This is a genomic window from Pseudomonas syringae (assembly GCF_023278085.1).
GTDB lineage: Bacteria > Pseudomonadota > Gammaproteobacteria > Pseudomonadales > Pseudomonadaceae > Aquipseudomonas > Aquipseudomonas syringae_Q.
Window position 1 is genome coordinate 4,223,695 of sequence record NZ_CP066265.1, and the last position, 18,561, is coordinate 4,242,255.

The window sequence follows — 18,561 nt, forward strand, 5'->3', positions numbered from 1 at the left end:
CCCTGCGCAGGGCTACAAAGAGTCTTCGTACTGGATGCCTGAAACTGTAAGGCCCACGGAGCTTGTCGATGACGCCACGTCAGCATTGCCTGGCCTGCCTGCAACATACGCCGCCCTCGGTGTTTGAAGCCGCGCTATGGGTTTCGGCAGAGCATGACGCGCAGTTTTCACGCCAGGACATGATGGCTGAGTTGGATCAGTTGCAACGCCAGATAGACGCCGCCCTGCCGGTCCTGCCCGCCTCCGAACTTGCCCAACCGATGTTGCGTCAACTCAGCGCGCTGGGTTTTCAGCAGGATGACTGGAACCCTCCCAAACCTGACGCGGCACTGCTGCACAAGATCATCCAGCGCCGTAGGGGCCAGCCGCTGGGGCTGGCACTTATTGCACTGGAAATCGCCAGGCGGCTGAACATCGCGCTGGAGGGCGTCAACTTCCCGGGCCACTTTCTGCTGCGCGTGCCAGGCGCCGACCATCTGCTCGACCCCTGCGGCGGTCGCAGGCTATACCCCAAAGATTGCCGTGAACTGCTGCTCCGCCAATTCGGACCAGGCATGCAACTGCGCGCCGAACACATGGCGTCGGCGACACCTGCGAGCATGGTGCAACGGTTGTCACGCAACCTCCGGCACCTGCATCAGATCAATGACAACTTTATCGCTGCGCTCAAGGACGCCGACCGGATCGTCGAAATGGGTCAGGCCATCAGCAGCGATTACCTGGCCCGCGCGACGCTGTATCAGATGCTTGAATGCCCGCAGGCCGAACGCTTCGACCTGGAACACGCGCTGTTGCTCAGTGAAGACCCTATACAACGCATCAGGCTGACTGAACGCCTGAGCCAGTTGCCGTCACATCGTACCGTGCATTGAGCTGCTGGCCCCTGAGCTGCTGGCCATTGTTGCTGGCTGCGTAATGCTGCATCTCCAGCGCGGGGATTTTTCAATGCACTAAGGGCAGGTAACCTGCCGTCGTTGAAATTCAACGTGGATTTGCAAGCTCCCTTGATCCCGCGTTTTGTTTGGCCGCTGCGGGTACGTGTACAGGCAGCGGCCTTTTTTATGGCCGATCGTTTGTGAGGCCAGCTTTGCTCAGGCCTGGGCATTCGGTGTTCGTTTGACCAGCCCTTTACTCTCCATGTCCTTGATCTTGCGCATGTCGTAACTGTCGCCGGACTCGGCAAACGCCTGCAGGTTCTGCATGACATGGAGGGTCTTGATGTAGTCAGGCAACAGAATCTGGGCGTACGGATCGCCGCTCAATGCTTTCTCCTTCATATCGATAATCCGGTTGGCAAAGAACTCCATTGCGTTGATCTCTTTATTCGGATCGACAAGTTTGCCTTTACTGTCGAACTCATCACCGGCTCGGCTCATAAGTTCAGCGGTGTGATTGTCGATCATGCCGAACTTGTAGAGGATCATCCCTGCCCTGTTGAGATCCTTGGGGGTAATCTGCTCAGGATTGAAACCTTTGAACAGCGGCTTCATCTTGCGCTTTTCCATCGCCAGAGAATTGAGCGCAAGCGCATTCTCGCCAACCTCCTGCAACACCTGCCCCACCTGCTCTGCAGCCTTTTTGACACTGACTCTCGCAGGCGGCGCGGCGACCGTGACCGGTGGAAGGTCACCCCAGATTGATCGTGCCATGTGCTACTCCTTATATGAATGAATGCAACAGTCATATCGGAGCAGAACGTGCTTATCTTATAGCGCTGAAAAAATTCATACCTAACTTACAAGTTGCTCGGAAAGTTCTTACATTGTTTGGTAAGCAAACTTACAAGCCGGCTTAAATAAACTTTACACCACCTGAAATCTTCAAGAACAGCGGCAAGCTGAACATACACATGTTCAGCTTACCGAGCCTTCAGATACACGTTGGCCCGCTCGCCATGGGGCGAGCCATCCAGAGGGTCGTGCAGGTCGCCGGCAATCAACAGCAGCGGTGCTGAATCATGCCGATAGCAGAGGCGGATGACCTCAGCCCAACTGCGCAATGAAGGCTGCGAGCCAAGGCTCGGCATCGGTTTCCGGGGTGACACTTTCGCTGCCGTCAAGGCGTAGCATGTCTTGCGTTTCAGCGATGCCCAGTTCGGCAAACAGCTCACGCATCAGTTCGCCACCGGCACAGAAGGTATCGCCATAACTGGCATCACCGAGCGCGATCACGCCGCCCGGCAACCCGCGCAGGGCAGCAGGCAACGCATCACGCAGCTGCGAATAAAGCGGTACGAGGTTATCCGGCAACTCACCCATGCCAGTGGTCGATGTCACCGCCAGCAACGCCTCAGGTTCGAAGGCCAGCAGTTCAGGCAGCGTCAGCCTGGAATTGACGAGTGTTTCATGACCCGCAGCGCGCAGCAGCGTGGCTGCGTGCCTGGCGACTTCTTCGGCCGATCCATAGACCGTTCCGCACACGATGGCGACTTTCATGACTATTCCTGCAGCAGCTAAAAAAGTGAAACATTATGCCTTAGAATGCCGTCTGACTTTTACCTCGACCTTTCGGCCCGCGTCAGCGCAAGCAGGTTGATAGTGCCTGAACGAAAAAAACACGATGAATGGCCAGAACACTTTGCGGAATTTATGGTCTTTGTTCTCAATAACCGGTAGGCCCGAGTCCCATCATGCAACCTGATTCTCTTCTCACACAGGCTGAACTGGACTTTATCCAGAGCATGCAGCGCAATCCACAGCTAAATGTGCGTGACAGCACACGTAGCCTGCTGGTCAATGGCGGGATTCAGATTCAGGATTTGCTGACCCGGCTGGCCGCGCACGAACAAGTCACCATCCATGCGCAATTCGAAAACCAGCAGATGAATTTTCCGCTGCATCTGGTCGAAGACGAATTTCATGCCCTGCACCTCGAACTGGGCGCGCCCAGCATTTTCGAAGAGGGCCCGCAGATTCGTCCATGGCGGCTTGCGCTGACAGAGCCCATTCCTCTGGAAACCGAAAAAGGCACATTGAGCTCGTTGTGGATTCATGAGTTGTCATTCAAGGGCGTTTTGCTCGAATCCCGCAAGGAAGGCAAACTGCCCAGAAGCTTCTCCGCCTGGTTCACACCGGCAGGTCAGGCGCCGATCGCCATGAAAGGCAAACTGGAGCGGCAGACCAAACCTGCATTCGGTGCTTATCGCCTCAATCAGCACAGCAAGGAAGATGCAGAGCGCCTGCGTCAGTTCATCCTTGAAGAGCATCGGCGCGTACACCCGGCGCTGCATAAGCTGCATAAATAAATAGGCGGCGCTGATCAGTAGCAGAATATCGAGTGCAAATTTTTACCGGTATGGCCTGGATTCAGGAATAATCCTTGCTTGCTTCCTGCCGAAGCTGACACGTGCCATCACCCCGGTGCGTGCCATGTGACGTCCCTACCCGGGAATCTCACGCCTCTACCGGAGATACACAATGTCTACCTCACCCGTCACCTTGATGGTTGCCCGCCGTGTTGCGCATGGTCGCTACCAGGAAATGATGGCCTGGCTGCATGAAGGCGAACAATTGGCCACGGACTTCACGGGTTATCTCGGTTCCGGCGTGCTGGCTCCCCCGCCTGGGGACGATGAGTTTCAGATCATTTTCCGTTTTACCGATGAGCACACCATGCACGCCTGGGAGCATTCCGCCTCCCGACGCTCCTGGTTGGTGCGCGGCAGCGGTCTTTTTGCCCAACCCTCCGAACACCGTGTCAGTGGCATCGACGGCTGGTTTGGCGCAATCGATCAGCGTCCGCCTCGCTGGAAGCAGGCAGTCGCCATCTGGCTGGCGTTCTTCCCGGTGTCATTGATCTTCAACTTTCTGCTTGGCCCCCTGCTCAACCCCCTGGACCTGCTGCCGCGTATCCTGATCAGCACGGCGGTGCTTACGCCACTGATGGTTTATCTGTTCATTCCACTGTCCACTCGCCTTCTGGCGTCCTGGCTGAACAGCCCCCAGACAACACCTGAGCGCGCAACACAGTCACCTTCCCCGCGATAATTTTTCCGAAGACCTGTACACGCCCGAGCAGCCGGTACAGGTCTTTACCCTCTCCCTCCCCCGTCCTGGCGCCGCGTCACGCTGAAAAGCTGAGTGAAGGCCTTTTCTCGCGCCGGAAAAGGTGAGTTTCATGCGGATCAGGGTTGTACAAAAAAATTCACTGGTATAAGTTTGCGTGTAAACCGGTACAGGCAATTGATCGTAAGATCCTTTTGAATTCCGGACCCTGATTCGCGAGCTGCCGATGACCTTATCTTCTGCACCTGTTCTGATCACCGGCGCCAGTCAGCGTGTGGGCCTGCACTGTGCGCTGCGCCTGCTGGAACACGGGCATCAGGTGATCATCAGTTATCGAACCGAGCGTGCCAGCGTCGCGCAATTGCGCGACGCCGGGGCGATAGCGATTCATGGCGATTTTTCGAGCGAAGCCGGCATCATGGCATTCATCGACGGCCTGAAAACCCAGACCGACAGCCTGCGCGCCATTGTCCATAACGCTTCCGAATGGCTGGCCGAAACGCCCGGTGACGAGGCCGAGAATTTTGCCCGGATGTTCAGCGTACACATGCTGGCGCCCTACCTGATCAACCTGCACTGCGAGTCTCTGCTGCACGCCAGCGAGATCGCCGACATCGTGCATATCAGCGACGATGTGACCCGCAAGGGCAGCAGCAAGCATATTGCCTATTGCGCAACCAAGGCGGGCCTGGAAAGCCTGACACTCTCCTTCGCCGCCCGGTTCGCCCCGCGTGTCAAAGTCAACGGCATTGCCCCGGCGCTGTTGATGTTTCAACCCAAGGACGATGCGGCCTACCGCGCCAACGCCCTGGCCAAGTCGGCCATAGGCATAGAGCCTGGTGCAGAGGTGATCTACCAGAGCCTGCGTTACCTTCTGGACACCACCTATGTGACCGGCACAACACTGACCGTAAACGGCGGACGGCACGTCAAGTAAGCCGCCCCGAGGACCCTTCTGATGAGTTCATCCCTGCCACAGCACTACCGAGACATTCTGCTCGGACTTGGTGAGAACCCGGACCGCGAAGGTCTTCTCGACACTCCAAAACGCGCCGCCAAGGCGATGCAGTATCTGTGTCACGGCTACGCCCAGAGTGTCGACGAGATCGTTAATGGCGCTCTGTTCGCCTCCGACAACGATGAAATGGTCATCGTGCAGAACATCGAACTCTACTCGCTCTGCGAGCACCATCTGCTGCCGTTCATTGGCCAGGCACACGTAGCGTACATCCCGACCGGCAAAGTGCTGGGCCTGTCGAAGATCGCGCGCATTGTGGACATGTTTGCCCGACGCCTGCAGATCCAGGAAAACCTCACCAAACAGATCGCCGATGCGATTCAGGCAGTGACCGGCGCTGCCGGCGTAGCAGTGGTCATTGAAGCGAAGCACATGTGCATGATGATGCGCGGCGTCGAAAAGCAGAACTCGACCATGAACACGTCGGTGATGCTGGGGGCGTTCCGCGAATCGAGCACCACGCGCATGGAGTTTCTGCAACTGATCGGACGGAGCAGACAGTAATGGCCAGACTCGAACCGGGCACTGCGCGCATCCGCATCAAGGATCTGCGCTTGCGCACCTATATCGGCATCAACGAGGATGAAATCGTCAACAAGCAGGACGTGTTGATCAACGTGACGATCCTCTATGCCGCACAGGAAGCCGTTCGCGATAACGATATCGAGCACGCGCTCAACTATCGCACGATCACCAAGGCGATCATTCAGCATGTCGAAGGCAACCGCTTTGCCCTGCTTGAACGATTGACGCAGGAAGTGCTGGATCTGGTGATGACTCATCAGGCCGTGAGTTACGCCGAGGTGGAAGTCGACAAGCCGCATGCGTTGCGCTTCGCCGAATCGGTGTCGATCACGCTCGCCGGTCAGCGCTGAAACTCTTATCATGACGCAACTTTCTGACTGAATAGAGCCCGTCATGACCGAGCAAGAACGCCTCGAACTTGAAGCCGCCGCCTTTCGCCGACTGGTTGCGCACCTGGACAGCCGCAAGGATGTCCAGAACATCGACCTGATGAACCTGTCCGGTTTCTGCCGCAACTGCCTGTCCAAATGGTACAAGGCCGCCGCTGACGAAAAACACATCGACATCAGCCTCGATGATGCGCGCGAAGTGGTCTACGGCATGCCGTACAGCGAATGGAAAACCCACTACCAGAAAGAAGCCAGCGCCGAGCAACAGGCGGCGTTCGCCAAGGAACCCAAGCATGACTGACTTGAACTCCCTGCGTACCAGCCTGCGCAGTGGCGAGCATGTGTTCGCTGACACGCTGAGTTTTATTGCAGAAGGTTACTACTATCAGCCTCAAGCGTTCAAAAACGGCGACGTCGACAACGCAGCCGGGCAGAACGAAGGCTCATGCAAGACACTGGGTCTGGCACTGTTGGAAGGCCTGAGCGATGAAGAAGCGCTGCTGGCATTCGGCGAACATTACCGATCCGTGCAAGCCACGCCCGAAGGCAGCGATCACGGCAACATTCGTGCGCTGATTGCGAAGGGTCTGGCAGGGGTTCATTTCGAAGGCGAGCCACTCAAGCGCAAGGCCTGAGTGGGTGGGCTGAAATCAAGTCGATTCTCGTGCTCTTGCCTGGGCACGAGGACCAGGCAGATGCATACAAATCAGAACGAAACGTTTGCCAGCCCGTCCAGGTAACGCTCAACGTCCAGTGCGGCCATGCAGCCCGCACCCGCCGAGGTGATGGCCTGACGGTAAACGTGGTCAGCCACGTCGCCGGCAGCGAACACGCCTTCGACACTGGTCGCTGTTGCGTTGCCTTCGCGGCCACCTTGTACAACCATGTAGCCGTCTTTCAGGGCCAACTGGCCGTCAAACAACGAAGTGTTCGGGGTGTGGCCAATCGCGATGAACACACCGTCGACTTTCAGCTCGCTGCTGGTGCCGTCGTTATTCTTCAGGCGTGCACCGGTAACGCCCATGTTGTCACCCAGCACCTCGTCCAGCGTGGCATTGAGCTTGAGCTCAATCTTGCCTTCCGCAACGCGGGCATGCAGTTTGTCGATCAGGATCTTCTCGGCACGGAAGGTTTCACGGCGATGGACCAGAGTTACCTTGCTGGCGATGTTGGCCAGATAAAGCGCCTCTTCCACAGCGGTGTTACCGCCCCCTACCACCGCGACTTCGCGGTTGCGATAGAAGAAACCGTCACAGGTCGCGCAGGCCGAAACGCCCTTGCCCATGAACGCTTCTTCCGAAGGCAGGCCCAGGTAGCGGGCACTTGCACCGGTGGCGATGATCAGTGCGTCACAGGTGTAGGTTGCACTGTCACCCTGAAGGCTGAACGGTTTGCCAGCCAGATCGACCGAGTTGATGTGATCGAAAACGATCTCAGTCTCGAAACGCTCGGCGTGCTCACGCATACGCTCCATCAACGCCGGGCCGGTCAGACCGTGCGGGTCGCCCGGCCAGTTATCAACTTCTGTCGTCGTGGTCAATTGGCCGCCAGCCTGCATGCCGGTGATCAGCAGTGGCTTGAGGTTGGCGCGTGCGGCATAGACCGCAGCGCTGTAACCGGCAGGACCGGAACCGAGAATGATCACTCGGGAATGACGTACGTCTGACATGACACACTCCTATCGACCGACCGTGTTTTACGCCGCGGTCGGGACGGCTGGATAAAAAGGACCACCGAAACGCTTGGGGAAGCGCCGTTTGGTTCGGCAGGTCCTGAAAATTCTGACCCGAGAGGCAGGCCTTCACATTGCAGACAAGCCTATCGGGGTGGCAGAGGTTAAGGAAATATCGTTTCACAATCCACCCTATAGGTCACTTCTATAGAGCGTGCGTCGGAAAGCGGCATCATTCGCTGCCAGCCATCATGATATTCACCCGCGATCAAGAATACGCCACAAGTGTCGCGTCCTCAAAAGCTGTCATCGCTCCGCTCTTTCATGGTCATCGCAAAGCCGGTAATGTCACGCCTTTCCAGCACTCGGAGGCTGCCATGCCCGCTCCTGCCCTCACCGGCCCGCAATACCTCGGCGAAGGTCTCAAACTGATCCTCAGCCCCGGCCTGCGTCTGTTTGTCCTGCTGCCGCTGAGCATCAACCTGATCCTGTTCTGCGGCCTCATCTACCTGGCGATCCACCAGTTCGAACTGTGGGTCGACGCCTTCATGCCGACACTTCCCCACTGGCTGAGCTTCCTCAGCTACATCCTGTGGCCATTGTTTGTAGCGCTGGTGGTGTTAATGGTGTTTTTTACCTTCACCGTGGTTGCCAATATCATCGCCGCACCGTTCAACGGGTTTCTTTCCGAGAAAGTCGAAGCGGTGATTCGTGGCGTAGACGATTCGCCCGATTTCAGCTGGGCCGAGCTGGTCGCCATGGTGCCGCGCACACTGGCCCGCGAGGCACGCAAGCTGGGCTACATGCTGCCGCGCATGCTCGGGCTGTTCGTGCTGTCCTTCATTCCGGTAGCCAATATCATCGCCGCACCGCTGTGGCTGCTGTTCGGCGTATGGATGATGGCGATCCAGTACATCGATTACCCGGCCGACAACCACAAACTGGGCTGGAACGAGATGCTCGGCTGGCTGAAAAGCAAACGCTGGCAGAGCCTGAGCTTCGGCGGGATCGTTTATGTCGCCTTGTTGATCCCGGTGGTCAACCTGCTGATGATGCCGGCCGCCGTTGCGGGCGCGACATTGTTCTGGGTTCGCGAACGCGGCGCAGAAGCACTGCCCGTCACGCATGCGCGTGGCTGAATGCTGAAATGTCGGGCGCGTGCACTATGCGCCCGACCTGCCCCAACGGAGAAAAGTTACACCCCTATATATATGTACCGCACTTGACCCTGTCGTCGGGCGTTTAATCGGGTCTCAACCAACCCGTTCATGTGAAGCCCACTGCAATAAAACATGACGACACATGAACTTAACAAGGAAGTTAAATCATGAACACCCCAGTAAACCCGGCTGCCTTTGCCGCCGAAACCGCATCAGTCGAAGAAAAGATCCGCGCGTTCCTGATCAGTGAACTGGCCGAATGGTCGATTGACCCGGACAATGTTTACATCAATGGCGTTAACGACCCTGAAGAACGCGTGGTCATCGGTTCTGTATCGCTGACTGCCGAAGCATCGACCCGTGTCTTCGAGAAAGACGCACCTTCCTACTCCGCTCGCACTGCTGGCCTGTTCACGGTAGCGTATTCGTACGCGGATGAGCATCGCCTGGCTGCACCGGATCTGGCAAAGATCGGTGAAGTGATCGGCCAACTGGTTCGTGATCTGGGTTAATCGCCTTGATTAACTAAGTACTGCAGAGCCCGAAAGAATGCCGGACAGATAATAAACTGTCTGTTCGGCACCTTGACTAAACAGGAAATACCTTACCTATATAAATTATTCGCCCTACAAACGGATTTTACAAACCATCTATCGTGTACCGGCAGCCAGTTGCCGCAACCAGACAATACTTGCCGATCTGTAAAAAAATATTGCACGTAGGAATGTTACGTAGGACATACCTGTTCCGCCCCTATCTAAAGACCGACGTAGCGTAGGAACAACTAAATCATTGAATATGGCACTGTCTTTGCCCTCCTGATTTAAACAACAGGAGCGTTCCCTATGGAGATAACAACAAAATCTGCCGCAGCCCAACCTTCCCCCTACCAACCAGCAGCTCTCGAAAGAACCCCGAGATCCCGTTCAGGTCGGTTTGCCCAGATGTTAAACGATGTCAGCAACCAGGCAGCCAAAAAATCTGCAGTCGCAGCCTCCGCAACACTCGGCAACTTAGCGCAGCCGCGCTCGACTCGCTTCATGGATAACATGAATATCGAACAACGCAGATCCATTGTGGAGGATAAGGACTTCGTTCCTGTGCCTGCGGCAATGGAAAGTACGCGAAGGACTTTCAAATGACTCACACAGACAATGCCAAGCCATTCCCGAACGTTACCCCGTTGGGTGTACGGCAAAAAACAACACCGCGTACCACTGCATCAACACCTGAAATCTTCGCTAACGTTCTTCAAAAAACCGTCCACGAAAAAGAAATGCCTTATTGCGCAAGGACAATTCCCCGAGGAGGAGAGCTCAGGCACAAGCTGATGGCACAGGCTGAAAGTAGCCCGGGGGAAGCAAGCTTCCTGGCCAAACACTATGCGTACAATTCATTGACTGGCGAAGGTGTGGATCTATCTGATTACCCTGTGATTCGTTACTGCGCCACGGGTAAAATAGTCACACCCGAATCAAGCGCTTATTTTCAGAAAATAGGGGGGTGTATGCAAAAGGAGCGAACAGCCCTTTATGAGGAGGAATGCTTGAAAGGTACGCCTGCGGTTGAGATCCTTGAAAAAATACTAAACTTTAATGACTCTCTTCCTCAAGCATTCGTGACATGGCAAATTGGTAGACTGAGCACCCTCCCCGTCTGCGGGGAGGGCACCTGTGACATTACCAATTGACAGTAATTCAATTAATATCAACATCTACTTGAACGTACTACGCTCCTTTAGGAATACATGCGTAAACCTGTAGGCCGCCAACGAAATCAATCATGCATTTAATAAAAAACACTTTACAACTCATTTATTTAGCTTTTAGATATTGCGCGCAGTTTTCGAACCGCCAACCGATCTCCCTGCCTCCTATCATCAATCAATCACACAACCGCCACATAACCGAAATCTATACGGCAGACACTGCTCTCATGAGCCAGATTCTGCATGTCACCCTTATCACTGAAACGTTCACTCCCGAGATCAACGGCGTTGCCAATACCCTGGGGCGGCTTTGTGACGGATTGCGGTTGCGCGGGCATCGGGTCGAGCTGGTCCGGCCGCGCCAGAATGATGAAACCCATTCGGGAGCCGTCGACGATCTGCTCCTGTGCCGGGGCTGGCCGATACCGGGCTACCCGGGGTTGCAGTGGGGTCAGTCTTCAATGCACAAGCTGCTGCGCCGTTGGCAGCGGCGTCGGCCGGATGTGCTGTATATCGCAACCGAGGGCCCGCTGGGGTTGTCGGCATTGCGTGCCGCCAGGCGGCTGGGCATTGCAGTGATCAGCGGCTTTCACACCAATTTCCCGCAATACACCCAGCAATACGGCATGGGTTTCGTCACCCGCCTGCTCACCCACTACCTGCGCTGGTTCCATAACCGCTCGCGCCTCACGCTGGTGCCGAGTATCAGCCAGAAAGTAGAACTGGAACGACGCGGCTTCGAGCGGATCGAGTTGCTGTCCCGCGGGGTCGACAGCCAGCTGTTCAGCCCGTCCAGACGCTCCCAGGCGCTGCGCGAGAGCTGGGGCCTGCAAGCGGCTGATATCGGCGTTATCCACGTCGGCAGGCTGGCGCCGGAAAAGAACCTGGGGTTGCTCAAGACGAGCTTCGAGGCCCTGAAAGAGCGTTACCCTCAGCGCACGCTGAAGCTGATCGTGGTCGGCGACGGACCGCAACGCGCCGAGCTGGAGCGACAGATTCCGGATGCGATTTTTTGCGGGACGCAAAGGGGCGAGGACTTGGCTACGCATTACGCTTCAGGGGATATGTTTCTTTTCCCGAGCCTGACTGAAACCTTTGGCAACGTAGTGCTGGAGGCGCTGGCTTCAGGTCTCGGCGTGGTGGCCTACGACGAAGCGGCGGCCGGGCAGCATATCCGCCACGGCCACAACGGTGCGCTGGCCATGCCGGGTGATGAAGAGGCCTTCATCGACGCTGCCCGCTGGCTGCTGGAAGACAGCGAGACGCTGCGCAGGGTGCGGCTAAACGCCAGACAGCATGCCAGCCGCCAGGGCTGGAATGCGATCATCGATCAGTTCGAGCGACAGCTGCGGGAAGCCAGTCCCAGTGGCAACATCAATCCCGGCGGCCATATCAAAGAGATCAGGCCAGCCCGCGACAAGAAGATCAGACCAGTGTCGTCAGTGCCTCTCGACTGAAGGGCAGAATGTCCTGCTCGCGACCGTCGCGCACCTTCAACGCCCAATCCGGATCGACCAGCAAGGCACGCCCTACTGCGACCAGATCAAACTCTTCGTTGCCCAGGCGTTCCAGCAGATGCTCCAGGCTTGCGGGTTGCGCGACCTTGTCGGTGTTGACCATGAATTGCAGAAACTCACCGTCCAGCCCGACGCTGCCAACGGTAATGGTCGGCTTGCCGGTCAGCGTGCGTGTCCATCCCGCGAGGTTCAGGTCAGAGCCTTCGAATTCAGGCTCCCAGAAGCGCCGGGTAGAGCAGTGAAAGATATCCACACCGGCGTTAGACAGGGGTTGCAGGAATTCGCCCAACGCGTCGGGCGTCTGCACCAGACGCGCTGAGTAATCCTGCTGTTTCCATTGTGAGAAACGGAAGATGATCGGGTAGTCCGGGCCGACTGCGGCGCGCACTGCGCTGATCAGCTCGATGGCGAACCGTGAACGATTGGCGAGGCTGCCGCCATATTCGTCATCACGCTGATTGCTGCCTTCCCAGAAAAACTGATCGATCAGATAACCGTGCGCGCCATGGATCTCGACGCCGTCCATGCCAATCGCCCGGGCATCGGCCGCCGCTTGAGCGAAAGCCTGCACGACGTCGCCGATGTCCTGCCTGCTCATCCCGTGCACCAGCACCTGACCGTCCTTGGTCTTTTCCATCGGCCCATACGCCGGCACGCTACCGTCCGGCTCGGTACCAAGGCGACGCACAGCCCCCACATGCCAGAGCTGCGGAACGATCTTTCCGCCCTCGGCATGCACCGCATCGACCACCTTCTTCCAGCCGGCCAGCGGTGCCTCGCCGAAAAACTGCGGCACATTCGGGTAGCCGTTGGAAGCCTTGTGGTTGACCGTCGTCCCTTCGGTCACGATCAGCCCGACACCCGCGGCAGCACGACGCCGGTAATACTCGACGACGTTGGCATTGGGCACATGCCCCGGCGAGAAAGACCGGGTCATGGGCGCCATGACCACCCGCGACGATAATTCCAGGCTGCCCAGACGAAAGGGTTTGAACAAGGCTTCTGCCGACATGCGCGGAACTCCGGGGGTAAATAGTCAAGGGCACCAGATCAGGGGCGCAGAATATCGCTGGGCGCCAGCAGTGGCCCAGTACTATTGATTTAACTGATTTAACTCAAGAAGCCGCGAATGCGGCAGTCGGCCGGGCGAGCGATTGCTGTCCCGGCAAGGCGATCAGCTTTGCGCCAATGCCTTTTCAATCGCCAGGATGACTGTCGGATCGTCGGGCGGGGTGCGCGGCGAGAAACGGGCGCTCACGCCACCATTCTTGCCCACCAGAAACTTTTCGAAATTCCAGGTGATATCGCCCGGATACTCGGCCCCTTCGCCAGCCAGCAGGCGATACAACGAATGCCGGTTCGGACCGTTGACGTCGAGCTTTTCACCCAGGGGAAAGGTCACTCCGTAATTGAGTTCGCAAAATTCGGCGATCTCTTTTTCGGTGCCTGGCTCTTGCCCGGCAAACTGGTTGCAAGGCAGACCCAACACGACCAGCCCTTTGTCCTTGTACTGCTGATACAGGTTTTCCAGCGCTGCATATTGCGGCGTCAGCCCGCATTTGGAGGCAACGTTGACCACCAGAACGACTTTGGCTTTGTAAGCCGCCAGCGGCAGCTCCTGACCATCCAGCGCTTTCAGTGTGATGGTGTGAAAAGCACTCATGAAACCCCCAATTTGTAGCAAATTGCCCTGAGTCATAACCTGAAAAGGCACCCTGACCGAACGCGTAACGAAAATCGTCATCGCGAAACGGTCAGGGCGCCTTTATATCAGTGACCTGAGCCTGTCAGCACTGATCAGTGTTGATGACCGCCTTCACCGTGAATATGGCCGTGCGCCAATTCTTCTTCACTGGCATCACGGATGGCAACGACCTTTACATCGAAGTTCAGGCGCTGACCTGCGAGCGGGTGGTTGCCGTCAACGGTGACGTCATCGCCATCCAGATCGCGGATGGTCACGATCTGCATGCCGCCGTCAGGACCCGACGCGTGGAACTGCATGCCGACTTCGAGCTTGTCGACGCCTTCGAACATGCTGGCGCTCAGGGTGCTGACCAGCTCGGCGGAGTATTCGCCGTACGCATCTTCCGGCTCGACAGCGACTTTCAGCTCGTCGCCGACGTCCTTGCCTTCCAGTGCCTTTTCCAGGCCCGGGATGATGTTGCCTGCACCTTGCAGGTAAACCAGCGGCGCAGCACCGGCAGAACTGTCGATGACCTCACCAGCGTCGTTGGTCAGGGTATAGTCAATGGAGACAGCCTTATTGGCGGCGATCGGCATGGGGACAAGACCTTTGCTTAAGATTGAAGAACGAACAAGTCTAACCAAGCCATCGCCCGAAAGCGAACGCAACTCTGACGGACGGCCCGGATTGAAAGGTTCAACTGTTATCGATTTAAGACAGGACGAGCAAGGACACTGGTTTGCGCGACTGTCCTGCGGCCACACTCAGCACCTGCGTCATCAGCCGCCATGGCAATCGCGTGCCTGGGTCCTGGACCCTGTAAAGCGTCAACAGATGACAGGTCAGCCGTTTTGTTGCGGCTGGTGTGCGAATGGCGCAGATAACGATAATCTTGCCGATGAGAAGTCGCGCTAGACGATTTCCGGACTTTTTTGGTCAACCGCTGTTCCCTATGCGCTGCGACCCTTGCACTGCTCAATCGAGAAGCCCGTATGCAGACGTTTTTTATTGCCCCCACGGATTTTGGTGTGGGGTTGACCTCCATCAGCCTGGGCCTGGTGCGCACCCTGGAGCGCGCGGGCTTGAAAGTGGGCTTTTTCAAGCCGATCGCCCAGCCGCATCCCGGTGACCTCGGCCCTGAGCGTTCGACCGAACTGATGGCCCGCACCCACGGCCTCAAACCGCCCAGGCCGCTGGGCCTGGCGCACGTCGAGCGCATGCTGGGCGACGGTCAGCTGGATGAGCTGCTCGAAGAAATCATCAACCTCTATCAGCAGGCTGCTGTCGGCAAGGATGTGCTGGTGGTCGAGGGCATGGTGCCGACCCGCAGCGCAAGTTATGCCGCGCGGGTCAACCTGCATCTGGCCAAGAGCCTGGATGCGGAAGTCATCCTGGTCTCGGCGCCGGAAAACGAAGTGCTGACTGAACTCTCGGGAAGGGTCGAGTTGCAGGCTCAGCTGTTTGGCGGGCCGAAAGACCCGAAGGTGCTGGGCGTGATCCTCAACAAGGTGCGCACCGACGAAAGCATGGAGGTGTTTGCTGCGCGCCTGAAAGAGCATTCGCCGTTGCTGCGCAATGGCGATTTCCGGTTGCTGGGCTGCATTCCCTATCGCGCCGAACTCAACGCGCCACGCACCCGCGATGTGGCCGAACTGCTGGGCGCACAGGTGCTGAATGCAGGCGACTACGATCAGCGCCGCATGTCCAGAATCATCATCTGTGCGCGCACCGTGCTCAATACCGTCCCGCTGCTCAAGCCCGGTGTGCTGGTCGTCACGCCAGGCGACCGCGACGACATCATCCTCGCGGTGAGCCTGGCCGCGATCAACGGCGTACCCTTGGCTGGCCTGTTGCTGACCAGCGACAGCGTGCCTGACCCGCGCATCATGGAGCTGTGCCGAGGCGCGTTGCAGGCTGGCCTGCCCGTGCTGTCGGTCAGCACCGGTTCCTATGACACGGCAAACCGCCTCAACCAATTGAACAAGGAAATCCCCATCGATGACCGCGAGCGTGCGGAAATCATCACCGATTTCGTTGCCAGCCATCTGGATGCCAACTGGCTGCACCAACGCTGCGGCACCCCGCGCGAGCTGCGCCTGTCGCCTGCGGTGTTCCGTTACCAGTTGATCCAGCGCGCCCAGGCGGCCAATAAACGCATCGTTCTGCCAGAGGGCAACGAACCGTTGACCATTCAAGCGGCGGCAATCTGCCAGGCGCGTGGCATCGCTCGTTGCGTATTGCTGGCGCGGCCCGAAGAAGTACAGGCTGTTGCTCAGGCACATGGCATCGAGCTGCCGCCGGGGCTGGAGATTCTCGACCCTGAAGTGATTCGCGAGCGTTACGTCACGCCGATGGTCGAACTGCGCAAGAACAAGAGCCTGAATGCGCCGATGGCCGAGCAGCAGCTCGAAGATCCGGTGGTGATCGGCACCATGATGCTGGCACTGGACGAGGTGGACGGGCTGGTGTCGGGCGTCGTTCATTCCACCGCCAATACCATTCGCCCAGCCCTGCAACTGATCAAGACCGCGCCGGGCTGCACGCTGGTGTCGTCGGTGTTCTTCATGCTGTTTCCGGAGCAGGTGCTGATGTACGGTGACTGCATCATGAACCCGCACCCGAGCGCCAGCGAGCTGTCCGAAATTGCCCTGCAAAGTGCCGATTCGGCGACCGCGTTCGGTATCTCGCCCCGGGTGGCAATGATCAGCTATTCCAGCGGCAATTCGGCCAGTGGTGAAGAAGTCGAGAAAGTCCGCGAAGCCACGCAACTGGCTCAGGAAGCGCGGCGCGATCTACTGATCGACGGACCGCTGCAGTATGATGCCGCCGCCAACGAGCAGGTTGCCCGGCAACTGGCCCCGGACAGCCCGGTGGCGGGACGCGCGAACGTGTTTGTGTTCCCGGACCTGAACACCGGCAACACCACCTACAAGGCGGTGCAACGCAGTGCCGACTGTGTGAGTCTGGGCCCTATGCTGCAAGGCCTGCGCAAGCCGGTGAATGATCTGCCGCGTGGTGCTCAGGTCGATGACATCGTCTACACGATTGCGCTGACCGCCATTCAGGCAGACACGTTGCCATGATCCCTGTGTCTTCCTGACCCAAACTTACCGTGCCGCAGGTCAGCCTGCGGCATCCGATCACTTCCGGAGCCATCTCTTTCATGGATTTCCTGCCTGCCCCACTGCGCGGCGTCATCGCTTCACTGCTGTTGGCGCTGAACACCATCGTCTGTTGCACGGTGCTGTTCGCGGTCACGATCCTCAAGATCTGCCTGCCCTTCTCCGCTGCGCAGCGCTTCACCGACTGGCTGATGAGCCACATCCATGAAACCTGGATCGGTAACAACAATGCCTGGATAAGGCTGCTCTGCAATACCCGCTGGCACCTGAGCGGTCTTGAAGGGCTGGACTACAAGCACTCGTATCTGGTGACGAGCAATCATCAGAGCTGGGTCGACATCATGGTGTTGCAGTACGTGCTCAACCGGCGCATTCGTCCGCTGAAGTTCTTCCTCAAACAGGAACTGATCTGGGTCCCGGTGATTGGTCTGGCATGGTGGGCGCTGGGCTTCCCGTTCATGAAGCGCTACTCCAAGGCCTATCTGGCCAAACACCCGGAGAAGAAAGGCAAAGACCTGGAAACCACCCGCCGTACCTGCGCGAAGTTTCGCCACAACCCGGTGGGGATTTTCAACTTTGCCGAGGGCACGCGATTTACAGCCGGCAAACACGCCCAGCAGCAGTCGCCCTTCCGCCACTTGCTCAAACCCAAGGCTGGCGGCATCGCCTTCGTCCTCGACGCGATGGGTGAACAGCTGGAATCGATCATCAACGTGACCATTCACTATCCAGACGGACAACCGGGATACTGGGACTTGCTGTGCGGCAACGTGAAAGACGTGGTCGCCCACTTTGAAGAGATCAGGATCCCGCCGCAATTCATCGGCAAAAACTACGACCAGGACGGCGAGTACCGCCTGCAATTCCAGCAGTGGATCAACGGGCTATGGGAAGAGAAAGACCGGCTGCTGGACACGATGCATGAGCAGTATCCGGGACGGCGAGACGAGCGTGAGGCACGGTAATACTATCGTGCGACGCTCCGCGTCGGCATGCCGTTCCGGACGCTCTGCGTCCGACATCAGCCGAGCGGAGCGGCGCTGTTTAGTACTGCTGACCCGGAATCGGCTTGAGGTTGACCTCTACGCGGCGATTCTGGGCGCGGCCGTTGACGTCGGCGTTGCTGGCGATGGGCTGATCAGGGCCTGCGCCACGGACTGACAGGTGCGATTGATCGACACCCTGAGACGTCAGGTAGGTCGCAACACTCTGCGCGCGTTGCTGCGACAGGTCCATGTTGTGCTGGCGGCTGCCGGTGCTGTCGGTGTAGCCGACGATTTCAATGTTGTTCTGGTTGAACTGCTTGAGCGAGTTCGCCAGGTTGTTCAGCGGCGAGTAGAAGCTGCTGGCAATCGCCGAAGAATCGGTGGCGAAGGTGATGTTGCCTGGCATGATCAGTTTGATCTGGTCGCCCTGACGCTGCACCTCGACGCCCGTATTGGCCATGCTCGCACGCAACGCAGCTTCCTGCTTGTCCGCGTAGTAGCCGTAACCCGCCGATGCCGCACCGGCAACGGCAGCACCGATCAAGGCGCCTTTGCCACGGTGATTGTGATCGATGGCTGCGCCCGCTACAGCACCCGCCAGTGCGCCGAGCCCGCCGTATTTGGCCGTTTTGCTCATGCCACCGGAGCTTTGCGCCTGGCCTTGATTGTCATAAGGGTTGGGTGTCGCGCAGCCCGACAGCACGGCTACGGCAGCGGCGACAATGATCAAACGAGGCGAGGTAAACATTCAGGAGCTCCTGGTTTTGACAAAC

At 57.8% G+C, this 18,561-nt stretch carries 22 protein-coding genes and 1 pseudogene; 16 read left to right on the forward strand and 7 right to left on the reverse strand.

Going from position 1 to position 18,561, the window contains the following annotated elements; translation table 11 throughout:
• Positions 1-68 precede the first annotated feature (68 nt).
• Positions 69-872 (forward strand): SirB1 family protein, encoded by an 804-nt coding sequence (locus tag I9H07_RS18815; RefSeq protein WP_024674693.1) that lies wholly within the window; start codon positions 69-71, stop codon positions 870-872.
• Positions 873-1,091: 219 nt separating this feature from the next.
• On the opposite strand, the gene I9H07_RS18820 is transcribed toward I9H07_RS18815, so the two are convergent.
• Positions 1,092-1,649, reverse strand: a complete 558-nt coding sequence (locus I9H07_RS18820) for a hypothetical protein (RefSeq protein ID WP_024674692.1) — start codon at positions 1,647-1,649, stop codon at positions 1,092-1,094.
• A 333-nt stretch (positions 1,650-1,982) separates the two neighbouring features.
• Positions 1,983-2,435 carry a flavodoxin gene (locus I9H07_RS18825; protein ID WP_024674691.1) on the reverse strand — a complete coding sequence of 151 codons (453 nt, stop codon included), beginning with the start codon at positions 2,433-2,435 and terminating at the stop codon, positions 1,983-1,985.
• Positions 2,436-2,629: 194 nt separating this feature from the next.
• Between I9H07_RS18825 and I9H07_RS18830 the strand changes: the two genes are divergently transcribed.
• The 7 genes from I9H07_RS18830 to I9H07_RS18860 all read left to right on the forward strand — a co-directional run bounded on the left by I9H07_RS18830 (position 2,630) and on the right by I9H07_RS18860 (position 6,571).
• Positions 2,630-3,244, forward strand: coding sequence for a hypothetical protein (locus I9H07_RS18830; protein WP_024674690.1), 615 nt, complete (start codon positions 2,630-2,632; stop codon positions 3,242-3,244).
• A 172-nt stretch (positions 3,245-3,416) separates the two neighbouring features.
• Positions 3,417-3,986 (forward strand): antibiotic biosynthesis monooxygenase, encoded by a 570-nt coding sequence (locus I9H07_RS18835; RefSeq protein ID WP_024674689.1) that lies wholly within the window; start codon positions 3,417-3,419, stop codon positions 3,984-3,986.
• Between the two features lie 244 nt (positions 3,987-4,230).
• Entirely contained in the window at positions 4,231-4,941 is a 711-nt protein-coding gene (gene folM / locus I9H07_RS18840) for a dihydromonapterin reductase (RefSeq protein ID WP_236423409.1), read from the forward strand.
• Positions 4,942-4,962: 21 nt separating this feature from the next.
• Entirely contained in the window at positions 4,963-5,526 is a 564-nt protein-coding gene (gene folE / locus I9H07_RS18845) for a GTP cyclohydrolase I FolE (protein ID WP_058392393.1), read from the forward strand.
• On the forward strand, positions 5,526-5,897 hold the full coding sequence (folX, locus tag I9H07_RS18850) for a dihydroneopterin triphosphate 2'-epimerase (protein ID WP_007252643.1): 372 nt from the start codon (positions 5,526-5,528) through the stop codon (positions 5,895-5,897). Before folE ends, folX begins: the two co-directional genes overlap by 1 nt.
• 43 nt (positions 5,898-5,940) lie before the next feature.
• Complete coding sequence (locus I9H07_RS18855; protein ID WP_058392392.1) at positions 5,941-6,237, forward strand: DUF1244 domain-containing protein; 297 nt, start codon at positions 5,941-5,943, stop codon at positions 6,235-6,237.
• Positions 6,230-6,571, forward strand: a complete 342-nt coding sequence (locus tag I9H07_RS18860) for a HopJ type III effector protein (protein WP_058392391.1) — start codon at positions 6,230-6,232, stop codon at positions 6,569-6,571. The genes I9H07_RS18855 and I9H07_RS18860 overlap by 8 nt, the downstream gene beginning before the upstream one ends.
• Before the next feature lie 71 nt (positions 6,572-6,642).
• On the opposite strand, the gene trxB is transcribed toward I9H07_RS18860, so the two are convergent.
• Complete coding sequence (gene trxB, locus I9H07_RS18865) at positions 6,643-7,605, reverse strand: thioredoxin-disulfide reductase (protein WP_024674684.1); 963 nt, start codon at positions 7,603-7,605, stop codon at positions 6,643-6,645.
• Positions 7,606-7,985: 380 nt separating this feature from the next.
• Here trxB and cysZ point away from each other — a divergent pair, with 380 nt between their 5' ends.
• The 5 genes and pseudogenes from cysZ to I9H07_RS18890 all read left to right on the forward strand — a co-directional run bounded on the left by cysZ (position 7,986) and on the right by I9H07_RS18890 (position 11,933).
• Positions 7,986-8,747 carry a sulfate transporter CysZ gene (cysZ, locus tag I9H07_RS18870; protein WP_024674683.1) on the forward strand — a complete coding sequence of 254 codons (762 nt, stop codon included), beginning with the start codon at positions 7,986-7,988 and terminating at the stop codon, positions 8,745-8,747.
• Between the two features lie 188 nt (positions 8,748-8,935).
• Positions 8,936-9,280, forward strand: coding sequence for a hypothetical protein (locus I9H07_RS18875; RefSeq protein WP_236423410.1), 345 nt, complete (start codon positions 8,936-8,938; stop codon positions 9,278-9,280).
• Between the two features lie 333 nt (positions 9,281-9,613).
• Positions 9,614-9,910 (forward strand): hypothetical protein, encoded by a 297-nt coding sequence (locus tag I9H07_RS18880; RefSeq protein ID WP_024674681.1) that lies wholly within the window; start codon positions 9,614-9,616, stop codon positions 9,908-9,910.
• Positions 9,907-10,406, forward strand: a pseudogene (locus I9H07_RS18885) (hypothetical protein). The gene I9H07_RS18880 and the pseudogene I9H07_RS18885 overlap by 4 nt, the downstream one beginning before the upstream one ends.
• A 297-nt stretch (positions 10,407-10,703) precedes the next feature.
• Entirely contained in the window at positions 10,704-11,933 is a 1,230-nt protein-coding gene (locus I9H07_RS18890) for a glycosyltransferase family 4 protein (protein WP_058823872.1), read from the forward strand.
• Here I9H07_RS18890 and I9H07_RS18895 read toward each other — a convergent pair.
• The 3 genes from I9H07_RS18895 to I9H07_RS18905 all read right to left on the reverse strand — a co-directional run bounded on the left by I9H07_RS18895 (position 11,902) and on the right by I9H07_RS18905 (position 14,276).
• Positions 11,902-13,005: an NADH:flavin oxidoreductase gene (locus I9H07_RS18895; protein WP_024674678.1), complete on the reverse strand. Its 1,104-nt coding sequence runs from the start codon at positions 13,003-13,005 to the stop codon at positions 11,902-11,904. The two genes, I9H07_RS18890 and I9H07_RS18895, sit on opposite strands and share 32 nt — an antisense overlap.
• Before the next feature lie 162 nt (positions 13,006-13,167).
• Positions 13,168-13,656 carry a glutathione peroxidase gene (locus tag I9H07_RS18900; RefSeq protein ID WP_024674677.1) on the reverse strand — a complete coding sequence of 163 codons (489 nt, stop codon included), beginning with the start codon at positions 13,654-13,656 and terminating at the stop codon, positions 13,168-13,170.
• 134 nt (positions 13,657-13,790) lie between these two features.
• Positions 13,791-14,276, reverse strand: a complete 486-nt coding sequence (locus I9H07_RS18905) for an FKBP-type peptidyl-prolyl cis-trans isomerase (RefSeq protein WP_024674676.1) — start codon at positions 14,274-14,276, stop codon at positions 13,791-13,793.
• 13 nt (positions 14,277-14,289) lie between these two features.
• Between I9H07_RS18905 and I9H07_RS18910 the strand changes: the two genes are divergently transcribed.
• From I9H07_RS18910 to I9H07_RS18920, 3 genes are all read left to right on the forward strand, one after another.
• Positions 14,290-14,595, forward strand: a complete 306-nt coding sequence (locus I9H07_RS18910) for a DUF3565 domain-containing protein (RefSeq protein WP_161936332.1) — start codon at positions 14,290-14,292, stop codon at positions 14,593-14,595.
• Positions 14,596-14,672: 77 nt separating this feature from the next.
• Entirely contained in the window at positions 14,673-16,763 is a 2,091-nt protein-coding gene (gene pta / locus I9H07_RS18915; RefSeq protein ID WP_024674675.1) for a phosphate acetyltransferase, read from the forward strand.
• 80 nt (positions 16,764-16,843) lie between these two features.
• Positions 16,844-17,767 (forward strand): acyltransferase, encoded by a 924-nt coding sequence (locus I9H07_RS18920; RefSeq protein WP_024674674.1) that lies wholly within the window; start codon positions 16,844-16,846, stop codon positions 17,765-17,767.
• A gap of 79 nt (positions 17,768-17,846) precedes the next feature.
• On the opposite strand, the gene I9H07_RS18925 is transcribed toward I9H07_RS18920, so the two are convergent.
• Positions 17,847-18,536, reverse strand: coding sequence for an OmpA family protein (locus I9H07_RS18925; RefSeq protein ID WP_024675575.1), 690 nt, complete (start codon positions 18,534-18,536; stop codon positions 17,847-17,849).
• Between the last annotated feature and the right edge of the window lie 25 nt (positions 18,537-18,561).

What these genes read in the sequence shown, in the direction of transcription:
- I9H07_RS18815 (WP_024674693.1), top strand. Translation starts at nt 69, where the DNA reads ATGACGCCACGTCAGCATTGCCTGGCCTGCCTGCAACATACGCCGCCC.
- I9H07_RS18820 (WP_024674692.1), bottom strand. Translation starts at nt 1,649, where the DNA reads ATGGCACGATCAATCTGGGGTGACCTTCCACCGGTCACGGTCGCCGCG.
- I9H07_RS18825 (WP_024674691.1), bottom strand. Translation starts at nt 2,435, where the DNA reads ATGAAAGTCGCCATCGTGTGCGGAACGGTCTATGGATCGGCCGAAGAA.
- I9H07_RS18830 (WP_024674690.1), top strand. Translation starts at nt 2,630, where the DNA reads ATGCAACCTGATTCTCTTCTCACACAGGCTGAACTGGACTTTATCCAG.
- I9H07_RS18835 (WP_024674689.1), top strand. Translation starts at nt 3,417, where the DNA reads ATGTCTACCTCACCCGTCACCTTGATGGTTGCCCGCCGTGTTGCGCAT.
- folM (WP_236423409.1), top strand. Translation starts at nt 4,231, where the DNA reads ATGACCTTATCTTCTGCACCTGTTCTGATCACCGGCGCCAGTCAGCGT.
- folE (WP_058392393.1), top strand. Translation starts at nt 4,963, where the DNA reads ATGAGTTCATCCCTGCCACAGCACTACCGAGACATTCTGCTCGGACTT.
- folX (WP_007252643.1), top strand. Translation starts at nt 5,526, where the DNA reads ATGGCCAGACTCGAACCGGGCACTGCGCGCATCCGCATCAAGGATCTG.
- I9H07_RS18855 (WP_058392392.1), top strand. Translation starts at nt 5,941, where the DNA reads ATGACCGAGCAAGAACGCCTCGAACTTGAAGCCGCCGCCTTTCGCCGA.
- I9H07_RS18860 (WP_058392391.1), top strand. Translation starts at nt 6,230, where the DNA reads ATGACTGACTTGAACTCCCTGCGTACCAGCCTGCGCAGTGGCGAGCAT.
- trxB (WP_024674684.1), bottom strand. Translation starts at nt 7,605, where the DNA reads ATGTCAGACGTACGTCATTCCCGAGTGATCATTCTCGGTTCCGGTCCT.
- cysZ (WP_024674683.1), top strand. Translation starts at nt 7,986, where the DNA reads ATGCCCGCTCCTGCCCTCACCGGCCCGCAATACCTCGGCGAAGGTCTC.
- I9H07_RS18875 (WP_236423410.1), top strand. Translation starts at nt 8,936, where the DNA reads ATGAACACCCCAGTAAACCCGGCTGCCTTTGCCGCCGAAACCGCATCA.
- I9H07_RS18880 (WP_024674681.1), top strand. Translation starts at nt 9,614, where the DNA reads ATGGAGATAACAACAAAATCTGCCGCAGCCCAACCTTCCCCCTACCAA.
- I9H07_RS18890 (WP_058823872.1), top strand. Translation starts at nt 10,704, where the DNA reads ATGAGCCAGATTCTGCATGTCACCCTTATCACTGAAACGTTCACTCCC.
- I9H07_RS18895 (WP_024674678.1), bottom strand. Translation starts at nt 13,005, where the DNA reads ATGTCGGCAGAAGCCTTGTTCAAACCCTTTCGTCTGGGCAGCCTGGAA.
- I9H07_RS18900 (WP_024674677.1), bottom strand. Translation starts at nt 13,656, where the DNA reads ATGAGTGCTTTTCACACCATCACACTGAAAGCGCTGGATGGTCAGGAG.
- I9H07_RS18905 (WP_024674676.1), bottom strand. Translation starts at nt 14,276, where the DNA reads ATGCCGATCGCCGCCAATAAGGCTGTCTCCATTGACTATACCCTGACC.
- pta (WP_024674675.1), top strand. Translation starts at nt 14,673, where the DNA reads ATGCAGACGTTTTTTATTGCCCCCACGGATTTTGGTGTGGGGTTGACC.
- I9H07_RS18920 (WP_024674674.1), top strand. Translation starts at nt 16,844, where the DNA reads ATGGATTTCCTGCCTGCCCCACTGCGCGGCGTCATCGCTTCACTGCTG.
- I9H07_RS18925 (WP_024675575.1), bottom strand. Translation starts at nt 18,536, where the DNA reads ATGTTTACCTCGCCTCGTTTGATCATTGTCGCCGCTGCCGTAGCCGTG.